This window comes from Ectothiorhodospira sp. BSL-9, assembly GCF_001632845.1.
Lineage (GTDB): Bacteria > Pseudomonadota > Gammaproteobacteria > Ectothiorhodospirales > Ectothiorhodospiraceae > Ectothiorhodospira.
In genome coordinates, this window is record NZ_CP011994.1 from 750,470 (window position 1) to 774,919 (window position 24,450).

Genomic DNA, 24,450 nt, shown 5'->3' on the forward strand with positions numbered 1-24,450 from the left:
CCACGAAATGTGATCAGGAGAACAACTTCACCAAAGTGGCCACCAGCGCAGCTTGAGCAAGCAGCAAACCTGCCATCCACTTGATCAGGTCCGCTTTCAATCGATGCTCCATCTCACGCACTTCGGATCTCACCAGCGCGATATCCTCCTTGGTGGCAACCTCTGCCTCGCGTTGAGCATTTTTGAAAGCCAGCGCCACAGCTTCTGCTTGCTTCTCATCGAAGCCTGCCTTCTCAAGGGTCTTGATAAACTCGTGAGTGTCGAAGGTGATGCTTGCCAAAGCCTGTAGCCCCATGAACGAGCGGAGAATTCGAGGATAGTCCAATTTGCATAAGGAGGACAGCCCCCTTTGCCCCCAAGCATCGCAGGCCCATTCGGCAGCCGCGCGCCGTTGTTGTAGGATATCGCCCTACCAGCCATCCTCACTCTCAGGCCAGAAGAACATGCATATCCTCCTCGCCAACCCCCGTGGATTCTGCGCCGGTGTCGACCGGGCCATCGAGATCGTGGAACGGGCCCTGGACCTGTTCGGCCAGCCCATCTATGTGCGCCACGAGGTGGTGCATAACCGCTACGTGGTCAACGAACTCAGGGGGAAGGGGGCCGTCTTCGTGGAGGAACTGGATCAGGTGCCCGATGGCGCCACGGTGATCTTCAGTGCCCACGGCGTGCCCCGAAGCGTGCGGGACGAAGCCGACAAGCGCGGCCTGCGGGTCTTTGACGCCACCTGCCCGCTGGTCACCAAGGTACACATGGAGGTGGCCCGCCATGCGGCCCGGGGTGAAGAAGTCATCCTCATCGGCCACGCCGGGCACCCGGAAGTGGATGGCACCCTGGGGCAGTATGATCGCAGCAAAGGGGGCGAGATCTATCTGGTGGAGAACATCCAGCAGGCCCGGGAACTGCAAGTGAAGGACCCGGGCCGCCTGGCCTACGTGACCCAGACCACCCTCTCCATGGACGACACCCAGGGCATCTTCCAGGTTTTGCGGGAGCGTTTCCCCAACATCCAGGGGCAGCGCCGTGACGACATCTGCTACGCCACCCAGAACCGCCAGGATGCCATCAAGTCCCTGGCTGGGCAGTGCGACCTGATCCTGGTGGTGGGTTCGCCCAACAGTTCCAACTCCAATCGCCTGCGGGAAATTGCCGAAAAGCTGGGAATACAGGCCTACCTCATCGACGGCGCCGAGGACATCGACGCCCGCTGGCTGGAAGGCCGTCAGCGCATCGGCATCACCGCCGGCGCCTCCGCCCCGGAACTCCTGGTGCAACAGGTGGTGGATCACCTCAAGCCCCTGGGCGTGGAAACCTGCGTGGAACACGAAGGCCGCAGCGAGAAGGTGACCTTCTCCCTACCAAAAGAGCTGAGACCCACTTAAAAGGGGACAGACACCTTTTTCGCTCACACTGCCACGTCCAGCTCACGCAGATAGTCGTCGTAGGTGCCGTTGAAATCGGTCACGCCGTTTTCGTTCAGCTCGATGATGCGTGTTGCCAGACTGGAGACGAACTCGCGGTCATGGCTGACGAAGATCAGCGTGCCGGGGTAGTTCTCCAGGGCCAGGTTCAGTGCCTCAATCGATTCCATGTCCAGGTGGTTGGTGGGTTCGTCCATGATCATCACATTGGGTTTTTGCAGGATCAGCTTGCCGAACAGCATGCGGCCCTGCTCACCACCGGAAATCACCTTCACCGATTTGAGGATGTCATCGTTGGAAAACAGCATGCGACCCAGGGTACCGCGCACCAATTGGTCGCCGCCGGTGGTCCACTGCGCCATCCAGTCGATCAGGGTCTCGTCGTTCTTGAAGTCGTCGGCGTGTTCCTGGGCAAAATAGCCCAGATCAGCGCTTTCGGCCCATTTGACCGTGCCCGTCATCGGTGGCAGTTCATTCACCAGGGTGCGTAGCAGCGTCGTCTTGCCGATGCCGTTGGGCCCAATGATCGCAACGCGCTCACCGGCCTCGATGTGCAGACTCAGGTTCTTGAACAACGGCTCGCCATCGAACCCCTGGCTGACCTTGTCGAGGATCACGGCCTGGCGGTGCAACTTCTTGTACTGATCGAAACGGATGAACGGGCTGACCCGACTCGAAGGCTTGACCTCATCCAGCTGGATCTTCTCGATCTGCCGGGCGCGGCTGGTGGCCTGCTTGGATTTGGAGGCGTTGGCCGAGAAGCGGCTGACGAAGGTCTGCAGCTCGGCAATCTGGGCCTTCTTCTTCGCGTTGTCGGACAGCAAGCGCTCGCGGGCCTGAGTGGCGGCCGTCATGTATTCATCGTAGTTGCCGGGGAACAGGCGCAGTTCGCCAAAGTCCAGATCCGCCATGTGCGTACAGACGCTGTTGAGAAAGTGGCGATCGTGGGAAATGATGACCATGGTGCTGTTGCGCGAGGTCAAAACGCCTTCCAGCCAGCGGATGGTGTTGATATCCAGGTGGTTGGTGGGCTCGTCCAGCAGCAGCACTTCCGGATCGGAAAACAGCGCCTGGGCCAGCAGGACGCGTAGCTTCCAGCCGGGCGCGATCTCGCTCATGGGCCCGTTGTGTTGCGCCAGCGGAATACCCAGGCCGAGCAGCAGCTCGCCAGCACGGGCTTCGGCGGTGTATCCGTCCATCTCGGCAAATTCGGTTTCCAGTTCGGCCACCTTCATGCCGTCTTCTTCGCTCATTTCCGCCAGGGAATAGATGCGGTCGCGCTCGGCACGCGTCTTCCACAGCGCCTCGTGACCCATGATCACGGTGTCCAGCACGCTGTAGCTCTCATAGGCGAACTGGTCCTGACGCAGCTTGCCCAGGCGCACATTGGGCTCGAGCATCACCTGGCCGCCGGAAGGCTCGAGATCGCCCCCCAGGATTTTCATGAAGGTGGACTTGCCCGAGCCGTTGGCACCGATCAGGCCGTAACGGTTACCCCCGCCAAACTTGACTGATACGTTCTCGAAGAGAGGCTTGGCCCCGAACTGCATGGTGATATTGGCGGTGGATATCAAAAGAATGTCCTGCGGAAAAAGGAGGGTGTGGTTGCCGGGCGGCGATGGGGAGGTCTGAAAACCCAACCGGGCATGGTACGGGCTCTGGGCCGTTATTGACAGGGTTGTCCGACGAGCGTAGGGCATGGTCAAAAAGGTGTCTGTCACCTTTTTAGTCACCATACATTTTTACAGTTTGCCACCGCGGGAGCTGGCCTGCCGGCGATGCGCTGCGGCAGCAGCGCCCAGACCATGCCATGTGCTCACCGCTTTCGCGGGCGGGGCCCGCTTCCACAGGGGGCAGGCTCAGATCGTCTCTATGCCTGGCGCACCAAAAAAAGCGGGCGCCTTAGGCGCCCGCAACCACTTCACTCCCTGCAGAGGAGACTTTACTTACGACCGGCAGTGAACTCCGGGTAGGCCTCGAGGCCGCATTCGGCGATGTCCACGCCCCGCATTTCATCCTCTTCGCTCACCCGAATACCGATGGTGTACTTGAGGATCAGCCAGAACAGCAGGCTGGCGGTGAAGACGAAGGCGAAGATGGAGAGCACACCCACCAACTGGGCCACGAAGGTGGCGTCCGGGTTGGAGAGCAGCACCGCGAACACACCCCAGATGCCAGCCGTACCATGGGCGGAGATGGCGCCTGCCGGGTCGTCGATCCGCACCTTGTCCAGCAGGACGATGGAGAAGACCACCAGCACACCACCGATGAAGCCGATCAGCACCGCCAGTGCCGGATGGGGCATGAGCGGTTCCGCGGTGATGGCCACCAGGCCTGCCAGGGCGCCGTTGAGACCCATGGTGAGGTCGGTCTTGCCGAACAGCAGACGGGAGGCGATGAGCGCGGCCACCACACCACCGGCGGCAGAGAGGTTGGTGTTGGTGAAGACACGGGCCACGGCGTTGGCGGACTCAACATCCGACACCTTGAGCTCGGAACCACCGTTGAAGCCAAACCAGCCCATCCAGAGGATGAAGATGCCCAGGGTGGCCAGCGGCATGTTGGCACCCGGCAGGGCGTTGACCTGACCCTTGGGACCGTACTTGCCCTTACGAGCGCCGAGCAGCAGCACGCCGGCCAGGGCAGCCACGGCACCGGTCATGTGGACGATGCCGGAACCGGCGTAGTCCAGGTAGCCCAGCTGATCCAGGAAGCCTTCACCCCAGCTCCAGAAACCCTGGATGGGATAGATGAAGCCGGTGAGGACCACGCAGAAGGCCAGGAAGGCCCACAGCTTCATGCGCTCGGCTACGGCACCGGAGACGATGGACATGGCCGTGGCCACGAAGACCACCTGGAAGAAGAAGTCGGCCATGTTGGAGTAGTAGATATCCCCACCGCTGGCGATGACCTCTTCAGCCGTGTTGTCCATGGTGCTGAGCACGGGCCAGAAGCTGGGAATCAGGGCGTTGATGCCGCCACCGTACATGATGTTGTAGCCGATGATCATGTACATGATGCAGGCGATGGAATACAGCGCGATGTTCTTGGTAAGAATCTCCACGGTGCTCTTGGAGCGGACCAGGCCCGCCTCGAGCATCGTGAACCCTGCGGCCATCCACATGACCAGGGCACCGGACACGAGGAAATAGAATGTGTCTAGCGCATATGCGACTTCTATGACTTGGTTTTCCACAATGAATCCCCCGCCAAGTGAGTGTTTGTTCGTGATTTAGAGTGCGTCTGTACCGGTCTCGCCGGTGCGGATGCGAATGGCCTGTTCCAGCGGGAAGACGAAGATCTTGCCGTCGCCGATCTTGCCGGTGTTGGCGGATTTGCTCACCGCCTCGATGACCTGATCCACCAGGCCATCATCCACGGCGACTTCCATTTTCACCTTGGGCAGGAAATCCACCACGTACTCGGCCCCCCGGTAGAGTTCGGTGTGACCCTTCTGCCGCCCGAAGCCCTTGACCTCCGTGACGGTGATGCCCTGCACGCCGATCTCCGACAGGGCTTCACGCACGTCGTCCAGCTTGAAGGGCTTGATGATTGCTGTGACCAGTTTCATGTTCGCTGCTCCTTGGGTGGGCGCCCGACCAGGCCGCCCACCGTGTGCGTGGGTGTCTCGTGGTCGGGTTAGAAGGACATGACGTAGGAGACGTTGAAGCGCGGATCGTCGTCCTCGTCGGTATCGTTCTGGGTGTAGGCCAGCGTGAAGTCGCCGAAATCAGTGGCCTTGCTGACGTGCAGGGACCACCAGGTATAGTCTTCCCAGTCACTATCATCCCAGTCCACGTAGCCCACGGTGCCGCCCAGGGAGTAGCCGTCCATCAGGTCGAAGCCGTAACCCACCTCGTAGGCGATGGAGCTTTCCAGGTCGCTATCGTCCGCATTGGTGACGAAGTTCACCAGGCCGTAGAAGCCCATGTAGTCCAGGCCGCCGTAGATCTCGCCGAAGTTGGCGTCGGCGGCACTCTCTGCGGCAGGATAGGCGTAGTAGATATAACCAATATCAAAGCCCACCCCGGACGTACCAACCTCGCCAGCCACGCCGAAGTAGAGATCCATTTCATAGCCGCCGCGATCGGCGCTGGTTGAAACTTCACACTCTCCGGCTGCCTGAGATGCCGCAACCTGGCCAGGTCCGGCAGCGCATTGGACCGAATCCACGCTCGTTTCACCAAGACTGGAAATCCAGGTTCCTACGTAGAATCCACCCTCATGCTCATAGTCGATACCACCCTGAACGGCGGCACCATCGTCAGACTCCGTGACACCCCGGAAGATGTAGTTACTGGTAAACCCGATATTCGCGCTCACCTCGGCCGATGCCGTGGAGGTCACTGCGGCGCCAGCCAGCAGGGCGGTGGTGACGGCGGCGGTCAGGGCGGTTTTGGTCAGGGCCTTGCTCATGGATGTTTCCTCTCGCAGGTTCGTTGTTCACATCTGTGGTGTAAAAGTCACTGCCGGGAGGGTTTTAGCATTTGGCGTGCCAGGTTGGTTTTTCTCTGTTTTTCAGGGCCTTGTGGATTGGTTCACGATTCTGGCCGTGGAGGGCGCCCTGTTTTGGGTGAGCGAGGGGGGATTCTTGCACCATTGTGGGGCAGACTTGAAAAGGGACTTCGGGGATGGGGGGCGGCGGGCGGGGTGCCTGCCCTTCGGCCCACTTAAGGCGTAAAATGGGCACGACATACGAACACGGCACGGAGGTGCACCATGATCGACAACAAGAGCCTGGATGAAATGGTCCGCAAATTGAGCGGGATGATGCCCGAGTCCGTGCAGCATGTTCAGGCGGACATTGAGAAGAACCTCAAGGCCGGCCTGTCCGGTGCCTTCCATCGCATGGATCTGGTCACCCGTGAGGAGTTCGAGGTACAAGCCGCCATGCTGGAGCGCACCCGCGAACGCCTCTCAGCCATGGAGGTACGGGTGAAGGCGCTGGAGAAGGAGTTTTTGGCACCCCGGGCACAGGGGGATGAGAACCCGGCGGGGGATTTGTAACACACAACCACCCAAGCAGAACCGGGCGGGGGTCCCCTGCCCGGTTCGGCAACCCGCCACAAACCTACCGATTCAACAACTTCTCGATCTGCGCAAAACTTTGCACCGGCCCCTCCGAGGTGATCTCCACCCCCAACTGCCGGCCGATCTGCGTCAGTGAGAACAACCCTCGCAACAACTCGCGGCGCCGCTCGTCATACTCCACCACCAGGGCGTGCTGACGCCCCGCATCGCGCAGGGTGACCACCACATCCCCCACCCGGGCCGTGACCACATCGTAATGGTCCATCACGCTCAACTCGCCCCGGGGCGTCATCACATGCTGCACCAGCAGGGCGTTGTGGGAGATGCGCTCGTCCGAGACGGCCTTGACCGGCTTTTCCCCCATGATGTCCCGGGCGGTGACCACACCCCGCACACCGTCCTCGGGGTCCACCACAATCAACAACCGCACCCCGGCATGAATCATCTTCTGCAGGGCCGCGTCCATGGGCATCTCCGGTGGCGCGGTCACGGCTTCCACACGGCGGAAATCGGTCATCACGTCCCCGGCCGGATCCTCCATGGTCACCCGCGAGGGCAGACCCTGGCCAAACCGATGGACGGTGACATGTTCAGACAGCGTGTGGGACGGAATCAGTGCATAGCGTGCAGCCATGGCGGTCTCCTTTGGTATCGGGCTTTTGTTTATTCTCTCCACGCCCCGTTGGGGTGTGGGGTGCCTCGATGGTCAGGTTACGCCTGCCGGTGGCAGTTGTCGATTACCGGGCGGGGTGGTGGGTTTTTGGGATCGGGGTGCCTGTGGGAGCCGCCCCTGGCGGCGAAGGGCGGCGGGCAGTGAGGTCTGTTCGGGCAATGTGCCCGCCGCTATTCGCGGCCGAAGGCCGCTCCCACGGTGCCCGGGGTCAGGTCCGGGCGAAGCCCATCACAGTAGCCAGCTCATGCCCCGGGTCCGGCACCTTCATGAAGGCCTCGCCGATCAGGAAGGCATGCACGCCCGCTGAACGCATCCGCTCCACGTCCGCACGGGTGTGAATGCCACTCTCGGTGACCAGCAGGCGGTCCGCAGGCACGCGCTCCACCAGGTCCAGGGTGGTTTCCAGACGGGTTTCGAAGGTTCTGAGGCTGCGATTGTTGATGCCGATCAGAGTGGCATCCAGGGTGAGGGCCCGTTCCAGTTCCTCGGCGTCGTGCACCTCCACCAGGGCATTCATGCCCAACTCGTGGATGAGCAGCAACAGGTCCTTGAGGTTCACATCCCCCAGGGCCGAGACGATCAGCAGCACGCAATCGGCGCCCATCACCCGGGCCTCGTAGACCTGATAGGGGTCGATGATGAAGTCCTTGCGCAGCACGGGGAGAGCGCAGGCAGCGCGGGCCTCCTGCAGGTAGGCCTCATGACCCTGGAAGAAATCATGATCGGTCAGCACCGACAGGCACGCCGCCCCGCCCTGCTCATAACTTCGGGCAATGGCCGCTGGGTCGAAATCCTCCCGCAACACCCCCTTGCTGGGGCTGGCCTTCTTCACCTCGGCAATCACCGCCGGATCACCCGCCTGAATGCGATCCCGGAGGGCCTGCAGGAAGGGACGCACGGCCGGGGCCGCGTCGGTGAAGCGGATCAGGTCGTCCAGTGGGGTGTGTCGGCGGCGTTCAGCCACTTCCTCGCGCTTGCGGGCGAGGATCTTCTTCAGGATATCCGGTGCGTCGCTCACTGGATGGCCCCCGACAGCGATATCAGTTCGTCCATCTTGGCAGCCGCGCCACCATTGTCGATGACCTCGGCAGCCCGCTGGATACCCGCGTCCAGCGTTTCGGCCAGGCCAGCCACGTAGATGGCGGCACCGGCGTTGAGCAGGGTGATGTCCCTTGCCGGCCCGGGGCGACCCTCGAACACGCCCCGGATCAACGCCAGACTCTCCTCGGCGCTATCCACCCGCACGGCATCCAGGGGTGTACGTTCCATACCGAACGCCTCGGGAGCGATGATGCGGGTGGTGATTTCGCCATCGCGCAGTTCCGCCACCCGGGTGGGCGCGCCGATGCTGATCTCGTCCAGGCCGTCCTCGGCATGCACCACCATCACGTGGCGGCTGCCCAGCAACTTGAGCACCTGGGCCAGGGGTTCCAGCCAGTGGGTGCTGAACACGCCCAGCACCTGATTGGGGGCGCCGGCCGGGTTGGTGAGCGGGCCGAGCACATTGAACAGGGTGCGTACACCCATCTCGCGCCGGGGGCCCACGGCGTGCTTCATGGCGCCATGGTGCCGGGGGGCGAACAGGAAGCCCACGCCCACCTGGTTGATGCAGCGGGCCACCTGATCCGGGTCCAGGTCCAGGTTCACGCCGGCGCTCTCCAGCACATCGGCGCTGCCGGAACGGCTGGATACGGAGCGGTTGCCATGCTTGGCCACCCGACCTCCGGCAGCGGCCACCACGAAGGCGGCGGCGGTGGAGATATTGAAGGTGCCGGAGGCATCGCCCCCCGTGCCGCAGGTGTCCACCAGGTGTTTTGCGTCCACGTCCACCCGTGTGGCCAGTTCACGCATGACGGAAGCGGCGGCGGCGACTTCGTCCACCGTCTCGCCCTTCATGCGCAGCCCCACCAGGAACCCGCCGATCTGCGCTGGCGTGGCCTCGCCGGTCATGATCTGGCGCATGACGGTGATCATTTCCTGCCCGGAGAGATCCCGGTGTTCGGTTACGGCCCGGATGGCCTCCTGCATGTTCATGGTGTCGCCCGCCCCCTGTCGTGGTGTCTGGCGGGATTTTCACGGCCCCCGGGCGACCGGTCAACCACCAAAGGCGTGCGCAGGAAGTTCTGCAGCAGTTCGTGGCCCTGGCGGGTGAGGATGGATTCCGGATGAAATTGCACACCTTCAACGGCCAGTTCCCGGTGGCGCACCCCCATGATCTCGTCCAGTTGACCGTCCGGCGTTTCGGTCCAGGCGGTCACTTCCAGGCAGTCGGGCAGGCGTGTCTTGTCGATCACCAGGGAGTGATAGCGGGTGGCTTCCAGGGGGTTCTCCAACCCATGAAACACGCCCATGTCCTTGTGATGCACCATGGAGGTCTTGCCATGCATGATCTCCCGGGCATGGATGATGTGCCCGCCAAAGGCCTGTCCGATGCTCTGGTGCCCCAGACACACCCCCAGCAGCGGCACCCGGCCGGCGAATCGGCGGATCACCTGCAGGGAGATGCCGGCCTGATCGGGGGTGCAGGGGCCCGGTGAGATGACGATGCGTTCCGGGGCCATGGCCTCGATCTCGTCCACGGTGATGGCATCATTGCGATGCACCTCCACCTCGGCACCCAGTTCACCCAGGTACTGCACCAGGTTGTAGGTGAAGGAGTCGTAGTTATCAATCATCAACAGCATGGTCTGGACGGGCTCCCGCAGCGGTCTGTTCGTGTGGTTAAAGGAGCATCGTGGATGCCCGGTTCCAGGTCAAGCCGGTCGGTGTCCACCAACGATCCGGTGGATCAGGGCCATCTTTTCCATGGCCTTCAGGGACAGGATAAACGGATAGGCGGGGCTGTGGCCCATGCTGCGGTTGAGGCTGTTGAGGGCATAGGTGAGCGGTAGCCAGTGATCCATCAAGGGGGCGAATTCACCTTGTTCGTAGGGGTCGAAATCTGGCGCGGCGCGCAGTTGGCAGCCCTGGTCAATGCGCGGCCCCACCTCCAGCCCCCATTCATGGGCCGTCTCCAGGGTGTCCACGATGTGCAGATAGTGGGCCCAGGTCTCCGCCCAGTCTTCCCAGGGGTGACTGCTGGCATAGCTGGTGATGAAGTGTTGACCCCAGTCTGACGGCGGCCCCTGCCGGTAATGCCGCTGCAGGGCCTGGGCATAATTCTCCCGCTCATCCCCGAACAGCGACCGGAAGGTCTCCAGCCAGGGTGAGTCCCTGATGAGCCGCTCCCAGTAGTAATGGCCGGACTCGTGCCGGAAATGCCCGAGGATGGTGCGATAGGGCTCGGCCATCTGTTCGCGCAGACGCTCGCGGGTGGCGGGGTCGGCCTCGGCGATGTTGATGGTGATCAGGCCCCGGGCGTGCCCGGTCATGACACGTTCGGTTTCGTAGAACTGGGGTTCCACATCGGCCATGAAGGCAAAGGCCAGCCCCAGGGCGTCGCGGGTACGGGGCACAACGGGCAGTTTCAGGCGCAACAGGCTGTAGACCAGCCGACGCTTCTCCGTCTCCAGGCGATACCACAACTTTTTGTTGCCCGGCACGCTCAGATCCGGAATCACCTGGTTGAGACGGCAGGCGGCGCAGAACCGCTCATCCTCTTCGGCGGGCACCATCCAGTTGCACACCGCATCGCGGGCGTAGTGGTTGCACATGCGATAGCGCCTCTGGGATACCGCGCCCACCGGTCGCCACAATCCGCCCTCTTCCGGGCTCAGGGCCGCCACTTCCAGGGTATCGGGCAGGAATCCCAGGGTGTGGCCACAGCGGGTGCAACTGGTGTTTTCAAAATAGACCAATTGGCCGCAAGAGCCGCAGTTAAACAGTCTCATGGAATTATCAGTGACCTTCTGATGGGCTCTTGATCATTGAGCATAGCGGATAGCATACGCCCTATGGAGCGGAGCGACCGAATCCTGCCCGGGTCAGGTTGATGGCGCTGGAAATCACTCCCACGTGACTGAAGGCCTGGGGGAAGTTGCCCAGGAAGGCACCGCTGGCGGGGTCGATCTGCTCCGGGAGCAACCCCAGGGGATTGGCGCGGTCGCAGAGGGAGTCGAACAGTTCCATGGCCTCGTCGTGGCGCCCCTGCCCCACGAGGTTGTCCACCAGCCAGAAACTGCACAGCAGGAAGGCCCCCTCGTGACCGGTGAGGCCATCGGGGGATTCCTCCGGCAAGTAGCGATAGAGCAGCCCATGACCGGCGCCCAGATGTTTCGCGATGGCCGCCGTCGTGGCCACCATCTTCGGGTGGTCCGCCGGGATCACACCCCGCAGGGGCAGGGCCAGCAGGCTGGCATCAAGACCGCCTCCCCCCAGGTGCTCGGTGAGGGATTCCAGTTGAGGGTCCCAGGCGCTTTCCAGGATGGCCTCGCGGATGATCCGGGCCTCGGCGCGCCAGTGCTGCACATCCCCGGGCATGTGATGGGCCTCGGCCAGGCGGGCGCCACGTTCCAGAGCAACGGCACACAGGGCGGCCGAATAGGTGAAGGGGCGGCCCGCAGTGCGCACCTCCCAGATGCCGTGATCCGGGTTGCGCCATTCCCGCGCGGCGGCCTCCACCAGGCGTTGCAGCTGTTCCCAGAGCCTGGTGTCCAGCGGTCCGCCCCACTGCACCCAGCGGTAGGCGCAATCCAGGATCTCGCCGAACACGTCATGCTGGCGCTGTTCCGCCGCGCCATTGCCCCAACGCACGGGTCGGGCGCCGCGATAGCCGCTCAGGTCCGGGTCTTCCCGTTCCGGGGGCGGCACATGGCCATCCACGTCATACAGCACCCGGGGCCAGCCGGCCCGGTCCACCGCGTCCAGCACCCAGCCGATGAAGCCTTCCGCCTCATGCTGCAGGCCGATGCGACCCATGGCGTAGACCGAGAAGGCAGCATCGCGGATCCACGCATAACGGTAGTCCCAGTTACGCGGCCCGCCCAGGGCCTCGGGCAGGGATGAGGTGGGGGCGGCGATCATGGCACCCGTGGCGGTATAGTCCATGAGCTTGAGGGTGATGGCGGAGCGCCGCACCATCGCCTCCCGTGGACCCTGGTAATCGAAATGGGTCATCCACCGACGCCAGACCTCCATGGTGGCTTCCAGGGTTTCCTCGGGGCGATGCAGGTGGTATCGGTGGGCATGGGCCCCCCAGGCAAGCACCAGGTGATGGGTGTCCCCTGCGCGCAGGTCGAAGCGCTGATCCAGCCCCTCCAGGGCCAGGCTTGAGGCAACGTGCAGTTCCAGGTCGGGGTGACGTGCGGGCCGCAGGGTCAGGCCGCCCCCATGGGGATCGCAGCGGGCCCCGCCCCGGGGGTGAATCCGCACACGCAGGCGCACCCTCCCACTGACCACCCGGATGTGACGCAGCAACTCACTGCGCCCCGCCGGGGCATCTTCCGACAGATCGGCCCTGGCCCGCAGGGTAAGCGCGTCGGTCACCTCCACGGTACCGTCGGGACCGCTCATGCGGGTGACCAGCACGCCGGTATCGGGCTCATAGTAGTGGCAGGCGCTGAGCAAGGGCTCGGGGGCCACGCTGAAGTCGCCCCCCTGTTCGTGGTCCAGCAGGCCGCAGAACAGGGGATCACTGTCGAAACGTGGCACACACAACCAGGAGATGGCACCGTCCCGGCCCACCAGGGCGGCAGTGGTGCCATCGCCGATGAGGCCATGATCCTCGATGGGGAGGTAATGGCCGCGGCGGGTGATGGGTTTTTCCTGATGGGTCATGGTGTGTTCTGGTTTTTGTGGGTGTGCGGAGGGTGGACAGGGAGAAGGGAGTGATCCGGGTCGGGTGTTTGCAGGATGACCACCGACTCTTCTGGCAGATACACGCCGCCGGCCTCGACGGTCACCCCCGGCGCCGAGGAAAGCAGCACGCCGCCGGCCTCCTCCGGCAACGGTACCCGTTGCCCTGCGGGGGCCAGGTTGCAGGCCACCAAGATACCGGGGCGGGACATCATCCACCAGCGGGCCTGCTCATCGCCGTGGGCCGTCACCCGGTCCAGCCGGTCGTCGCCGAAGGCGGGATGATGCCGGCGCAGATGAATCAGGTCCCGGTGCCATTGCAGCAGGTCCCGGTGCGGCTCACGGTCAGGCTCTTCCCAGTCCAGACGTGAGCGTTCAAAGGTCTCCCGTGCCTGGGGATCGGGGACCTGCTCCGGGTCCCAGCCGAAGGCAGCGAACTCCCGGCGGCGCCCTTCCCTCACGGCCTCGGCCAGCTCCGGCTCCTGGTGATCGGTGAAGTACAAAAACGGCGTCCCTGCACCCCACTCTTCCCCCTGGAACAGCATGGGCACGAAGGGGGCGGTGAGCACGATGGCCGCGCCCACCTTGAGCAGGCCGGTGGACAGGAGCTGGGTGCTGCGATCACCCACGGCCCGGTTGCCGATCTGGTCATGATTCTGCAGGCACCCCACGAAACAGCGCCCCGGCAGATCGGCGGCGCTGCGGCCGTGATGGCGGCGCCGGTAAGTGGAATACTGCCCGGCATAGCAGAATCCCCGGGTTACCGCACGACTCAGATGCGCCAGGTCGCCGAAGTCCTCGTAATAGCCCTGACGTTCCCCGGTCAGGGCGGCATGCAGGGCGTGATGGAAATCCTCATTCCACTGGGCATGCAGCCCGAAGCCGCCTACGGCCCGGGGGCGGAGGATGCGCGGGTCGTTCAGGTCGCTCTCGGCGATCAGGGTGAGGTGGCGGCCCAGACGGGCCTGCAATCGGTCCACCTCTTCAGCGAGCGTCTCCAGAAAATGCAGGGCGGAGGTATCGATGATGGCGTGCACCGCGTCAATGCGCAGACCATCCATGTGATAGTGCTCCAGCCAGTGCAGGGCGTTGTCCAGGAAGAACCGGCGCACCTGGGGGCTGTCGGCCCGGTCCAGGTTGACGGCATCCCCCCAGGGGGTGTGATAGGCATCGGTGAAGTAGGGGCCGAACTGCCCCAGATAGTTGCCGCTGGGCCCCAGATGGTTGTAGACCACGTCCAGCAGCACGGCCAGGCCCTTGCCATGGCAGGCGTCCACCAGGCGCTTGAGCCCCTCGGGGCCACCATAGGGTTCGTGGGGGCAAACAGGGCCGCACCGTCATAGCCCCAGCCCTGCCGGCCCGGAAAGGCGGCCACGGGCATGAGTTCCACATGGGTGATGCCCAGGCCTCGCAGATGATCCAGTCGGGGGATGATGGCCTCGAAGGTGCCCTCAGGGGTGTAGGTCCCCACGTGGATCTCCTGGATCACGGCACTGGCCAGGGGCGGTGCCTGCCAGCCCGCGTCCTGCCAGGTGAAGCGGTCATGATCCAACCAGCGGGATGGCCCATGCACCCCCTGGGGTTGCCAGGGGGAGCGGGGGTCCGGGAAAGGCCCTTCGCCGTCCACGAGGAAGGCGTAGTCGGTGCCATGGGTCAGTGGCCCGCCGCCGGACCACCAGCCGTCACCCAGGGGCTTCAGGGGGCGGCGTTCACCCTGGCAGTCCAGATCGACCTGATGGGCGCGGGGGGCCCAGACACGGAGAATATTCATTTGGGTTGTCAACCGGTTGCCTTAAAATGAAACGACCCATTCAGCTACAAATACTCCCCTCTCCCCCGGGGGAGAGGGGCTTGTATCGTTCATCACCGGTGATGACTCGCCACCGTGATGCATGAGCGTCAGCTGGACTCTCGATTCTGCCCGGGTGCCGGGGGCGGTGCCGACGCAAGCAGTGCCACGGGAAAGCGCGCCAGCAGGTCCGCCACTGTGTGCTCGCCGCCCTCCAGGGTGTCGCCGGTGAGCCAGTGGTACCAGCGCCCCCTGGGCAGGGTCAGCCGGGTGTCGGACCATGCCCCGCCCAGACGCAGGGCGAGGCGTGGCGCGATGACCACCACGCCCTCGGCATGATCAGCCCCGCCCGGATCCGGCCCGCGCCGGTAGGCGACCACATGATCCTGCCGGTCCCCCTTGGCATGCAGCGGACCATACCCGGCCTGATCATTGAACCAGTGTGGATGATGGGCCCGCAGGACCAGGGTCTGATGGGTTACCCAGAGTTTGGGCAGGCCCGCTTCCATATCTTCAAGAATGCGCTCGGGCGTGGGGCTGGCTCGGCACACCTCCAGCAACCGCTGCCTTGCGGCAAAATCCACCTCGCGGCGATTGTCCGGGTCCACCATGCTCAGATCCCACAGCTCCGTGCCCTGATAGATATCCGGAACCCCGGGTGCTGTCAGCTTGATCAGGGTCTGGGCCAGACTGTTCACCCGTCCCGGTTCGATCAGGGGGGCCACGAAGGCCTGCACCTGCCGCAGGAAGGCTTCATCATTCAGCGTGGCCTTGACGAACTGCTGCACGGCCTGCTCGTATTCCAGGTTGTTGCGGGTCCAGGAGGTGTGCTGCCTGGCCTCTCTGGCGGCCTTTTCCATGAAACCCTGCAGACGGGGTAGCAGCGCCCTGGTGGCCTGTTCATCCACCTGACCGGGCCAGATACCCACCAGGGTCTGGTAGTACAGATACTCGATGGCGGGACCGGGCCCCTCTGGTGAGCGGTGCCGGGCGTTGTGAGCCATGAACCCCCTGACGGCCGCATCCCAGCCCTCGGGCACCTCCGAGAGCAGGCACAGGCGAGCGCGCACGTCCTCGCTGCGCTTGGTGTCGTGGGTGGAGGTGGCCAGCATGGCCTGGGGGTGGCGGCGATGGGCCTCGGCGCAGGCCGCATGGAAGTCCTCGAGTGGGAGACCGAACCGGCCCGGGTCGCCGCCTACCTCGTTCAGGGCGATCAGCCGGTGGTGGCGGTAGAACACGGTGTCCTCCACCCCCTTGGCCATGGCTGGACCAGTGAGCTGCTGGAAGCGCAGCGCCAGTTCCGTCTCCAGGGTACCCTCGCGGGTCAGGGTGAGCAGGGCCTGGAGAAAATCGAGCAGTTCCACATCCAGGTCGGATCGCCGCGCCTTCACCTGGGTCAGGGCCTGCTGGATGTGCTCGTGATCCATGGGGAGGGCAGGCTCGCCAGCGCGCACATAGCTGCGATACACGGGGAAGCAGCAGGCCGCCTCCAGCAACACCTGCTGGAGCTGATGCCGGGTGTAGTCCCGGTGGCGGCGCTGACCCTCGCAGATGCTGACGAACAGGGAGGTGAGGCGGTTCAGTTCGCTGCCCAGCAGATCCTGCAGCACCTGGCGCTTGGCCTGATAGACCTGATCCCCGAAGGGCTCGGTCTCGCCGGTCAGTTCTACCCAAAGGGCCGTCAGCGGCGCTTCGCCCGCCGGGTCCACCCACAGGCCCTGCACACGGTTGAGGAAGTCATAGCCGGTGGTGCCGGCGATGGGCCAGTCCTCGGGCAGCTGTTCGCCGGGCTCGAGGATCTTTTCCGCCACCACCCAGGCCCCGGGGCAGGCCTGGGCCAGTCGCTGAAAGTACTGGGCCGGGTCGCGCAATCCATCCGGATGATCGATGCGCAGGCCTTGCACACTGCCCTCCTGATACCAGCGCAGAGGCAGCTGATGAATGGCCTCGAAGACCTCCTCGTCCTCCACCCGCAGGCCGGCCAGATCCTTGATGTCGAAGAAACGCCGGTAACCCAGATCCCGGTCGGCGGTGCGCCACCAGGCCAGGCGGTAGTTCTGGTGTTCGATGAGGGCGTCCAGGGTGTCCGGGTCCCGGTTGATGCGGTCCACCCGGGCCAGGATGGCCGCCTGGGCATCCGGTTCGTCGCGGCAGGCGCCGGCCAGCAATTGGTGGATCACCGCCTTGTCCCGGTGACGCCGTTCCCGCTGGCCGCCGGTGGCCGAGCCCGGACGTGGCAGGCGGGCGCAGGATTCCGCCAGAAAGCCCAGCAGTTCGCTGCCGCTGTCCTGGTGGGCGCCCCCCAGGATGCCGGCCAGCGACCAGGGGTCCAGCGGGAAGCTGTGCTCGTGGTAATTCAGGGTGAAGTGGCCTGCCTGGAAACGGACTTCCAACTCGCTGTTTTCCAGGATGCGGCCATAGTGGTCCCCCAGCACCGGCAGCAGCACCTTGTTGGGCCAGCGCTCCTCCGAAGCCTCCCAGTCCACATCGAAATACGGGGCATAGCGGCTGGCGGGGCCGTTTTCCAGCACGTCCCACCACCAGGGGTTCTGGTCGCCGGCCACCGCCATGTGGTTGGGGACAATATCCAGCACCTGGCTCATGCCATGGGCCTTGAGGGCCTGGCAGAGGCGCTGGCGGGCAGGCTCGCCCCCCAACTCCGCGTTCACCCGGGAGGGGTCCACCACGTCGTAGCCATGGGTGCTGCCGGGGGTGGCCTGCAGGCAGGGGGAGAGATAGACGTGACTGATGCCCAGCCTGGCCAGGTAGGGCACCTGGGCAGCGGCATCGTCCAGGGTGAAATCCGGTCTCAGTTGCAGGCGATAGGTGGCGGCGGGAGTCTTGGCCATGGGGCGCCCGGGGTGACCTGTTCGAGGCCTCTAATATGCATGGCCAGCCCCTATCTGGGAAGGGGAGGATTGCTGAGGCGCCGTATCCGCTGGTGGGAAGACCCCCTGGTGTTTTTCCCACTTTCGACCTAACGCTCATGCATCACGGTGGTGAGTCACCCCAGATGATGAAAGATACGTTACAAGCCCCTCTCCCCTCAGGGGAGAGGGGTTGGGGTGAGGGGCGAGGGCCAGCACAGTGCCTCCCCCCACCCATCGACAAAAGGGAATTGGCCAGGAAGCGCCTTGATGAGCTGGCTGCCACCGCCAGGACTCACGATGTCACCAGCCCCACAGGCGCTGAGTGGGATGCCATGCAGTGATCCTTCTCGACACCTGTGCCATCGTGTGGGACGCCCTGGACCGGGACCGGTTGACTGACAAGGCCAAGCTTGCAATTGCACGAGCGGATGAGAACCGGGCCTTGATCATCTCACCGGAGATTGCCGAGTTGTCGGTGAACTTTGGGACGGACATCAACAGCGATCCAGCCGACCGGATCATAGCGGCCAGCTTGTAACAGCCGACACAAAACTTCGCCAGAGCAGTCTCATCGATTCGGTCTGGTGAGCAATGCCTCAGCCGGACTGAACCTCCAGCCCGGCCTCCACCATGGCCACGGCGCGGAAAATGGCGCGGCCCTTGTTCATGGTTTCGGCCCATTCGTTGTCGGGGAGGGAGTCGTGGACGATGCCGGCGCCGGCCTGGATGTGCAGGGTTTCGTCCTTGATCACCGCCGTGCGGATGGCGATGGCCGTGTCCATGTTGCCTTGCCAGGACCAGTAACCCACTGAGCCGGAGTAGATGCCCCGCTTCACCGGCTCCAGTTCGTGGATGATCTCCATGGCGCGGATCTTGGGGGCACCGCTTACGGTGCCTGCCGGGAAGGTGGCGCGCAGCACGTCCATGGCGCTCAGGCCCGGGCGCAGGCGTCCGGTCACGTTGGAGACGATGTGCATCACGTGGGAATAACGCTCCACCACCATGCGCTCGGTGAGGGCCACACTGCCAATCTGTGAGACGCGGCCCGCGTCGTTACGGCCCAGGTCGATGAGCATCAGGTGCTCGGCCAGCTCCTTGGGGTCGGCCAGCAGGTCCTGTTCCAGGGCCCGGTCGGCGGCCTCGTCCTCGCCCCGGGGGCGGGTGCCGGCGATGGGGCGCACGGTGACCACGTCGTCCTCCAGGCGCACCAGGATCTCCGGCGAGGAGCCGACCACGTGGTGGTCACCCAGGTCCAGATAGAACATGTAAGGCGAAGGGTTGAGGCTGCGCAGGGCCCGATAAAGGTCCAGCGGGCGAGCGCTGTAGGGGATGGACAAACGCTGCGAGAGCACCACCTGCATGACGTCGCCATCGACGATATAGCGCTTGCAGCGCTCCACGGCCTCTTTGAACCCGGCCTCGGTGAAGCCGGACACGAAATCCGACTCCTGCACCCGGCGAGTGCTCCCGGGCACCCCGGGACTGGCCGAGGCCTGGCGCAATTCGGCCTGCAATGCGTCCAGCCGGCGCTCGCCTGCCTCCCGCTCGCCGGGGCCGGCATGCACCACCAGGTACAGCCGTCCGGCCAGGTTGTCGTAGGCTACCACCTCATCGCAGACCATGAGCAGGATGTCGGGCACCCCCAGGGGGTCGGCCTTGTCGCCATCGGCCAGGCGCGGCTCGATGTAGCCGATGGTGTCGTAACCGAAATAGCCCACCAGGCCTCCGCTGAAGCGGGGCAGATCCGGCAGGTCCGGCACCCGATAACGGGCCTGGAAGGACTCAAGCCACTGCAAGGGATCATCCACCCGCAGGGACTCGGTGACCTCACCGCCCTCCTCTACCTGAACCTCCTTGCCCGTGACCCGCACCACCTTGCGGGCCGGCAGGCCGATGAAGGAATAACGCCCCCACTTCTCGCCCCCCTGCACCGATTCCAGCAAACAGGAATACGGCTTGGCCGCCAGCTTCATGTAGACACTCAAGGGGGTGTCCAGGTCGGCCAGCACCTCCCGCACCAGCGGGATTCGGTTATAGCCCTGGGAGATCAGGTGGTCGAAGTGTTCAGGGGTCATCGGGGATTCGTCATCAGGCGGTCCGAGCCATGAGGTCGGGCAGTTCGGTGAGGCTATCAATCACCGCGTCGGGGCGCTGCTCGCGGATATCGCCGCCATGGTTGTAGCCATAGCTGACGCAGACGATGGCAAATCCGGCAGCTCGGGCAGCCGTCACATCACTGCGCGAGTCGCCCACCATCAGGGCGTCCTCCGGTGCCACATCGAACTGCTCCGCGGCAAACAGCAAGGGGGCTGGGTCCGGCTTTTTCTGTGGCAGCGTGTCGCCGGCCACCACCACCTCGAAATAGCGGTCGATGTCCATGGCCCGCAGCAGCGGCGCCGTGAAGCGGGCGGGTTTGTTGGTGACGCAGCCGATGCGCACATCATCCCGGGCCAGGGCCTCCAGACCCTCCCGGACGCCGGGGTACAGGTGACTGCGCTTGGCGTTGTTTTCCCGGTAGATCTCGGTGAACGCCGCCAGGGCACGCTCATAGAGTGCCGGCTCCGGCTCGCCGTCCAGGTTGTTGGTGAGCGCCCGCTTGACCAGGCGCTCGACACCGTTACCGACCCAGTTGCGCACCTTGGCCTCGCCGCGTACCGGCATGTCCAGGCGCTCCATCATGCGATCCACGCTGAAGGCCAGATCAGGCACGCTGTCCACCAGGGTGCCGTCCAGGTCGATGAGAATCATCTTGGGGGCTTGAAGGGTCATGGTCGCACTCAGGCCTTGGCCAGTTCCGCGCGCATCTTGTTGATGATGCTGTCGTAATGATGGGGGTCTTCGCTGCGTGCGGCGCCGAAGATGGCCGATCCCGCCACAAAGGTGTCGGCGCCCGCGGCCTTGATCTCGGCGATGTTGTCGGCCTTGACGCCGCCATCGATCTCCAGACGGATGTCCAGACCGGACTCGTCGATACGACGGCGGGCCTCGCGCAGCTTGTCCAGGGTGGCAGGGATGAAACTCTGCCCCCCAAAACCGGGGTTCACGGACATCAGCAGGATCATGTCCACCTTGTCCATCACGTAGTCCAGGTAGGACAGGGGGGTGGCAGGGTTGAACACCAGACCGGCCTTGCAGCCCTCGGAGCGGATCAGCTGCAGGCTGCGATCGATGTGATCGGAGGCCTCCGGATGAAAGGTGATGTAGTCAGCACCCGCCTTGGCAAAGTCCGGGATGATGCGGTCCACCGGCTTCACCATCAGGTGCACATCGATGGGGGCGGTGACCCCATGCTTGCGCAGGGCTTCGCAGACCAGCGGGCCGATGGTGAGGTTGGGGACATAGTGGTTGTCCATCACGTCAAAGTGGACGATGTCAGCGCCGGCCGCCAGCACGTGGGTCACCTCTTCGCCCAGACGGGCAAAGTCGGCGGACAGGATGGACGGTGCAATCAGATCGGCTTGGGCCATGGGTCTTGCCTCGTTATCGGTGATACCCGTTGGCGGTATCGTTAGTTATGTCGGTATGACTTCCTCGGTGGTTCGGGCAATGTACCTTATGGCGCCGGGAAAATTAACCCGGTACTCAAATGCCCCATGGGCGGGGCGGTGATTCATCACTCGGGCTTGCGGGCCATGGCCACGGTGTATTCCCGGCCCTGCTTCACCTTGTCGTAGTGACCAAAGACTTCCTTGAAGGCACGCTCAATGAAGCGGCGCAGGCCGGTGATGGTGACCACGTAGATGCGCCCCCCCGGATGAAGGTGCTCGAAGGCATCGTACAGGTAGAGGTAGAGCATCTCCTTGCCCACCTTGGCGGGGAGGTTGGAGGTCACCAGGTGAAAGCGGCGATCCCCCGCATGGGAAAACCCGTTGCTGAGGAAGGCCTCGGCGTTGGTGATGCCGTTGCGGGCCGCATTGGTATTGGTGTACTCCACGGCCACGAAGTCCTTGTCCACCAGCATGGTCTGACCCTTGGGCGCCAGGCGAGCCAGGGTGAGGCCGATGGGGCCATAACCGCAGCCCAGATCAAAGCAGTCGTCGGTCTCCTGGACTTCCATGTGATCCAGCAGCAGGCGGGTGCCGGCGTCTATTCCCCGGGGCGAGAACAGGCCCCAGGTGGTTCGGTAATCAAGGGTGTGTCCGCGCAGGGTCTCTGAGAACGTGATGTCCTCCCGCAAGGACTGGATGTACTGGGCGCGTTCCAAGGTGGGCTCCGGGGGGTCAGTCGTCCGTCTGTCCGGCCAGTAATTCACCGAACAATCGTTCTGCGTCATCGATGGCCCTGTCCTGCTCGGTGTCCAGGACGCAGAAATGTCCCATCTTGCGGCCAGGGCGGGCCTCTTCCTTGCCGTAGAGGTGCAACTTGGCGCTCGGGTGGGACAGCAGGCGCCCCCAGTCGGGCTCCCCATCCACCCACAGGTCCCCGAGCAGATTGACCATCACCACGGGCGAAAGCAGGCGGGTGTCGCCAAAGGGCAGACCGCACACCGCCCGGACCTGCTGCTCGAACTGGGAGGTGACGCAGGCATCCAGGGTGAAGTGACCGCTGTTGTGGGGGCGCGGGGCCACCTCGTTCACCAGCAACTGACCGTCGGTGGTGATGAAGAATTCCACGGCCATCAGGCCCACGTAATCCAGGGCCACGGCCAGGGCGATGGCCGCCTCGCAGGCCTCGCGGACCGTGGCATCCGGCACCCGGGCAGGGACGATGCTCATGTGCAGGATGCCGCCCCGATGAATGTTCTCGGCCACCGGATAACACTGGCAGGCGCCATCGCTGCCACGGCTGAGCACCACCGAAACCTCCACGGCCAGGTCCAGCTTTTGCTCCAGCACACAGGGCACGCGCCCGAGCCGCTCGAAGGCCTGGCGGCAGGCCTCGGCACTGTCCACGGGGATCTGCCCCTTGCCGTCGTAGCCCAGGGCGGCACGCTTGAGGATCGCGGGGCCACCCACGGACTGGAAGGCCGCCTCCACCTGCTCCACCGACTCCACCACCTCGAAGGGGGCGGTGGCCAGCCCGGCGCGGCGGATCATGTGCTTTTCCCGGGCCCGATTCTGGGTGTGCTCCAGGGCCTCTGCACCCGGGCGCACCGGCACATTGCCGGCCAGGTAGCGCAGGGTGTCGGCGGGGATGTTCTCGAACTCGGTGGTGATGGCGGCGCAACGCTGTGCCAGTTGATCCAGGGCCCAGCCATCCCCGTAGGCGGCGTGCACATGATCATCGGCCATGCGACCGGCCGGACTGCCCGGATCCGGGTCCAGCACCATCACGCGATAGCCCAGCGTGCGTGCGGCCACGGTGAACATGCGGCCCAGCTGGCCGCCGCCCAGCATCCCCAGAGTGTGGCCAGGCAGGATCATGACGACGGCGGCAGTTGCATGGCCAGCACCGTGTCGCGCTGCTCGGCACGGAAGCGGGCCAGTTGCTCCGCCAGCGCCGCGTCATCGGTGGCCAGCATGGAGACAGCAAACAGCCCGGCGTTGGCAGCCCCCGCCTCGCCGATGGCGAAGGTGGCCACGGGGATGCCCTTGGGCATTTGCACAATGGAAAGCAGGGAGTCCTCCCCCTTGAGATAGCGGGAGGGCACCGGTACACCCAGCACCGGCACGGTGGTCTTGGCCGCCAGCATGCCCGGCAGGTGGGCGGCGCCACCCGCACCAGCGATGATGCAGCGAAGCCCCCGCTCGGCGGCCTGCTCCGCGTACTCGAACAGCAGGTCCGGGGTACGGTGGGCCGAAACCACGCGGGCCTCGTGAGGCACGCCAAAGGCGTGCAGCTGATTGACGGCGTGCTGCATGACGGGCCAGTCGCTCTGGCTGCCCATCACCACGCCCACGATGGGGGATTGATTTGGCATCGGCGAAGGGTAATGGAACCGGGTTTGAGTTGAAAGATAAAATTCCAAAGATACAAGATATTGGCGGGGGCGGTCACGCGCGACAGCCGGCGGGTGCATCCGCTCACGGCAGGTCGTACACTGCGTGCCTGATCCACATTTGTGCGAAGCCTCCATGCCTGCCCTGTTTGAAAGCCAAGTGTCGTCCCTGCCCCTGATCCACAAGGGCAAGGTGCGTGATATCTACGCTGTGGATGACCATCACATGCTCATCGTCACCACCGACCGCCTGTCGGCCTTCGACGTGATCCTGCCCACGCCCATCCCGGACAAGGGCCGCGTGCTCACACAGATCTCCGCATTCTGGTTTGACCGCCTCTCTCACGTGGTGCCCAACCAGCTCTGCGCGCTCACCCTGGCGGATGTGATCCCTGATGCCGCCGAGCGTGCGCCGCTACAAGGGCGCAGCGTGGTGGTGAAACGTCTCAAGGCCCTGCCTGTGGAGGCGGTGGTGCGCGGCTATCTTATCGGCTCGGGCTGGAAGAGCTACCAGGCCGACGGCACGGTGTGCGGCATCACCCTGCCCCCCGGCCTGAAAATGGCCGACCGGCTGCCCGAGCCCATCTATACCCCCTCCACCAAGGCGGAGGTGGGCGCCCACGACGAGAACGTGGACTATGCCCACACGGAACGCACCCTGGGCCCCGAGGTGGCGGCCCAGGTTCGGGACACGGCCCTGGCCCTCTATAAGGAGGCGGCGGCCCACGCCCTGGAGCGCGGCATCATCATTGCCGACACCAAGTTCGAGTTCGGCCTGGATGAACAGGGCGTACTGCATCTGATTGACGAGGCCCTCACGCCTGACTCCTCGCGTTTCTGGCCAGCGGACACCTATGCACCCGGGATGAGCCCGCCCTCCTTCGACAAGCAGTATCTGCGCGACTACCTGGAAACCCTGGACTGGGACAAGACCGACCCGGGTCCAACGCTACCCGAGGAAGTGGTCTCTCAGGTGGCAGCTCGCTACCAGGAGGCCCTGGAGCGGCTGACGGGGCAGACACTGGCAGGCTGACGGCCAGACGTTCGGCTGAAAA

General features: G+C 64.3%; 22 protein-coding genes and 1 pseudogene. 4 read left to right on the forward strand and 19 right to left on the reverse strand.

Translation table 11 applies throughout. The features are described from left to right. Window positions 1-13: 13 nt before the first annotated feature. Window positions 14-280 carry a hypothetical protein gene (locus ECTOBSL9_RS03755; protein WP_063465990.1) on the reverse strand — a complete coding sequence of 89 codons (267 nt, stop codon included), beginning with the start codon at window positions 278-280 and terminating at the stop codon, window positions 14-16. A 163-nt stretch (window positions 281-443) separates the two neighbouring features. Between ECTOBSL9_RS03755 and ispH the strand changes: the two genes are divergently transcribed. Next, window positions 444-1,382: a 4-hydroxy-3-methylbut-2-enyl diphosphate reductase gene (gene ispH, locus ECTOBSL9_RS03760; protein WP_063463936.1), complete on the forward strand. Its 939-nt coding sequence runs from the start codon at window positions 444-446 to the stop codon at window positions 1,380-1,382. 23 nt (window positions 1,383-1,405) lie between these two features. On the opposite strand, the gene ECTOBSL9_RS03765 is transcribed toward ispH, so the two are convergent. From ECTOBSL9_RS03765 to ECTOBSL9_RS03780, 4 genes are all read right to left on the reverse strand, one after another. Then, complete coding sequence (locus ECTOBSL9_RS03765) at window positions 1,406-2,995, reverse strand: ABC-F family ATPase (RefSeq protein ID WP_063463937.1); 1,590 nt, start codon at window positions 2,993-2,995, stop codon at window positions 1,406-1,408. Window positions 2,996-3,363: 368 nt separating this feature from the next. Next, the gene (locus ECTOBSL9_RS03770; protein ID WP_063463938.1) at window positions 3,364-4,617 is read right to left on the reverse strand and encodes an ammonium transporter; all 1,254 of its coding nucleotides are present in this window, start codon (window positions 4,615-4,617) and stop codon (window positions 3,364-3,366) included. A 36-nt stretch (window positions 4,618-4,653) separates the two neighbouring features. After that, window positions 4,654-4,992 (reverse strand): P-II family nitrogen regulator, encoded by a 339-nt coding sequence (glnK, locus tag ECTOBSL9_RS03775; protein ID WP_063463939.1) that lies wholly within the window; start codon window positions 4,990-4,992, stop codon window positions 4,654-4,656. Between the two features lie 68 nt (window positions 4,993-5,060). After that, window positions 5,061-5,837 carry a TorF family putative porin gene (locus ECTOBSL9_RS03780; RefSeq protein WP_063463940.1) on the reverse strand — a complete coding sequence of 259 codons (777 nt, stop codon included), beginning with the start codon at window positions 5,835-5,837 and terminating at the stop codon, window positions 5,061-5,063. Between the two features lie 303 nt (window positions 5,838-6,140). Between ECTOBSL9_RS03780 and ECTOBSL9_RS03790 the strand changes: the two genes are divergently transcribed. Next, the gene (locus tag ECTOBSL9_RS03790) at window positions 6,141-6,428 is read left to right on the forward strand and encodes an accessory factor UbiK family protein (RefSeq protein WP_063463942.1); all 288 of its coding nucleotides are present in this window, start codon (window positions 6,141-6,143) and stop codon (window positions 6,426-6,428) included. A gap of 64 nt (window positions 6,429-6,492) precedes the next feature. On the opposite strand, the gene ECTOBSL9_RS03795 is transcribed toward ECTOBSL9_RS03790, so the two are convergent. From ECTOBSL9_RS03795 to treY, 8 genes and pseudogenes are all read right to left on the reverse strand, one after another. Further along, entirely contained in the window at window positions 6,493-7,086 is a 594-nt protein-coding gene (locus ECTOBSL9_RS03795) for a CBS domain-containing protein (RefSeq protein WP_063463943.1), read from the reverse strand. 247 nt (window positions 7,087-7,333) lie between these two features. Next, on the reverse strand, window positions 7,334-8,143 hold the full coding sequence (trpC, locus tag ECTOBSL9_RS03800) for an indole-3-glycerol phosphate synthase TrpC (protein ID WP_063463944.1): 810 nt from the start codon (window positions 8,141-8,143) through the stop codon (window positions 7,334-7,336). After that, window positions 8,140-9,159 carry an anthranilate phosphoribosyltransferase gene (trpD, locus tag ECTOBSL9_RS03805; protein WP_063463945.1) on the reverse strand — a complete coding sequence of 340 codons (1,020 nt, stop codon included), beginning with the start codon at window positions 9,157-9,159 and terminating at the stop codon, window positions 8,140-8,142. Before trpD ends, trpC begins: the two co-directional genes overlap by 4 nt. Then, window positions 9,156-9,809 carry an aminodeoxychorismate/anthranilate synthase component II gene (locus ECTOBSL9_RS03810; protein ID WP_063463946.1) on the reverse strand — a complete coding sequence of 218 codons (654 nt, stop codon included), beginning with the start codon at window positions 9,807-9,809 and terminating at the stop codon, window positions 9,156-9,158. Before ECTOBSL9_RS03810 ends, trpD begins: the two co-directional genes overlap by 4 nt. Window positions 9,810-9,878: 69 nt before the next feature. Next, window positions 9,879-10,955, reverse strand: coding sequence for a putative zinc-binding metallopeptidase (locus ECTOBSL9_RS03815; RefSeq protein ID WP_063463947.1), 1,077 nt, complete (start codon window positions 10,953-10,955; stop codon window positions 9,879-9,881). A gap of 61 nt (window positions 10,956-11,016) precedes the next feature. Then, window positions 11,017-12,840 (reverse strand): glycoside hydrolase family 15 protein, encoded by a 1,824-nt coding sequence (locus ECTOBSL9_RS03820; protein ID WP_063463948.1) that lies wholly within the window; start codon window positions 12,838-12,840, stop codon window positions 11,017-11,019. After that, window positions 12,837-14,629: pseudogene (gene treZ / locus ECTOBSL9_RS03825) on the reverse strand (malto-oligosyltrehalose trehalohydrolase). Before treZ ends, ECTOBSL9_RS03820 begins: the two are co-directional and overlap by 4 nt. 128 nt (window positions 14,630-14,757) lie before the next feature. Continuing rightward, window positions 14,758-17,496, reverse strand: a complete 2,739-nt coding sequence (gene treY, locus ECTOBSL9_RS03830) for a malto-oligosyltrehalose synthase (protein WP_063463949.1) — start codon at window positions 17,494-17,496, stop codon at window positions 14,758-14,760. 358 nt (window positions 17,497-17,854) lie between these two features. Between treY and ECTOBSL9_RS03835 the strand changes: the two genes are divergently transcribed. Then, window positions 17,855-18,055: a hypothetical protein gene (locus tag ECTOBSL9_RS03835; RefSeq protein WP_205631991.1), complete on the forward strand. Its 201-nt coding sequence runs from the start codon at window positions 17,855-17,857 to the stop codon at window positions 18,053-18,055. 58 nt (window positions 18,056-18,113) lie between these two features. On the opposite strand, the gene trpE is transcribed toward ECTOBSL9_RS03835, so the two are convergent. The 6 genes from trpE to purE form a co-directional block, all read right to left on the reverse strand. Continuing rightward, window positions 18,114-19,592, reverse strand: coding sequence for an anthranilate synthase component I (trpE, locus tag ECTOBSL9_RS03840; RefSeq protein WP_063463950.1), 1,479 nt, complete (start codon window positions 19,590-19,592; stop codon window positions 18,114-18,116). 13 nt (window positions 19,593-19,605) lie between these two features. After that, on the reverse strand, window positions 19,606-20,286 hold the full coding sequence (locus ECTOBSL9_RS03845) for a phosphoglycolate phosphatase (RefSeq protein ID WP_063463951.1): 681 nt from the start codon (window positions 20,284-20,286) through the stop codon (window positions 19,606-19,608). A gap of 8 nt (window positions 20,287-20,294) precedes the next feature. Then, entirely contained in the window at window positions 20,295-20,984 is a 690-nt protein-coding gene (gene rpe, locus ECTOBSL9_RS03850) for a ribulose-phosphate 3-epimerase (protein WP_063463952.1), read from the reverse strand. A 146-nt stretch (window positions 20,985-21,130) separates the two neighbouring features. Next, window positions 21,131-21,790 (reverse strand): class I SAM-dependent methyltransferase, encoded by a 660-nt coding sequence (locus ECTOBSL9_RS03855; protein WP_082829721.1) that lies wholly within the window; start codon window positions 21,788-21,790, stop codon window positions 21,131-21,133. Then, window positions 21,738-22,880: a 5-(carboxyamino)imidazole ribonucleotide synthase gene (locus ECTOBSL9_RS03860; protein ID WP_063463954.1), complete on the reverse strand. Its 1,143-nt coding sequence runs from the start codon at window positions 22,878-22,880 to the stop codon at window positions 21,738-21,740. The genes ECTOBSL9_RS03855 and ECTOBSL9_RS03860 overlap by 53 nt, the downstream gene beginning before the upstream one ends. After that, on the reverse strand, window positions 22,877-23,377 hold the full coding sequence (gene purE, locus ECTOBSL9_RS03865; protein ID WP_063463955.1) for a 5-(carboxyamino)imidazole ribonucleotide mutase: 501 nt from the start codon (window positions 23,375-23,377) through the stop codon (window positions 22,877-22,879). The genes ECTOBSL9_RS03860 and purE overlap by 4 nt, the downstream gene beginning before the upstream one ends. 154 nt (window positions 23,378-23,531) lie before the next feature. Here purE and ECTOBSL9_RS03870 point away from each other — a divergent pair, with 154 nt between their 5' ends. Then, the gene (locus ECTOBSL9_RS03870) at window positions 23,532-24,428 is read left to right on the forward strand and encodes a phosphoribosylaminoimidazolesuccinocarboxamide synthase (RefSeq protein WP_063465991.1); all 897 of its coding nucleotides are present in this window, start codon (window positions 23,532-23,534) and stop codon (window positions 24,426-24,428) included. Window positions 24,429-24,450 lie beyond the last annotated feature (22 nt).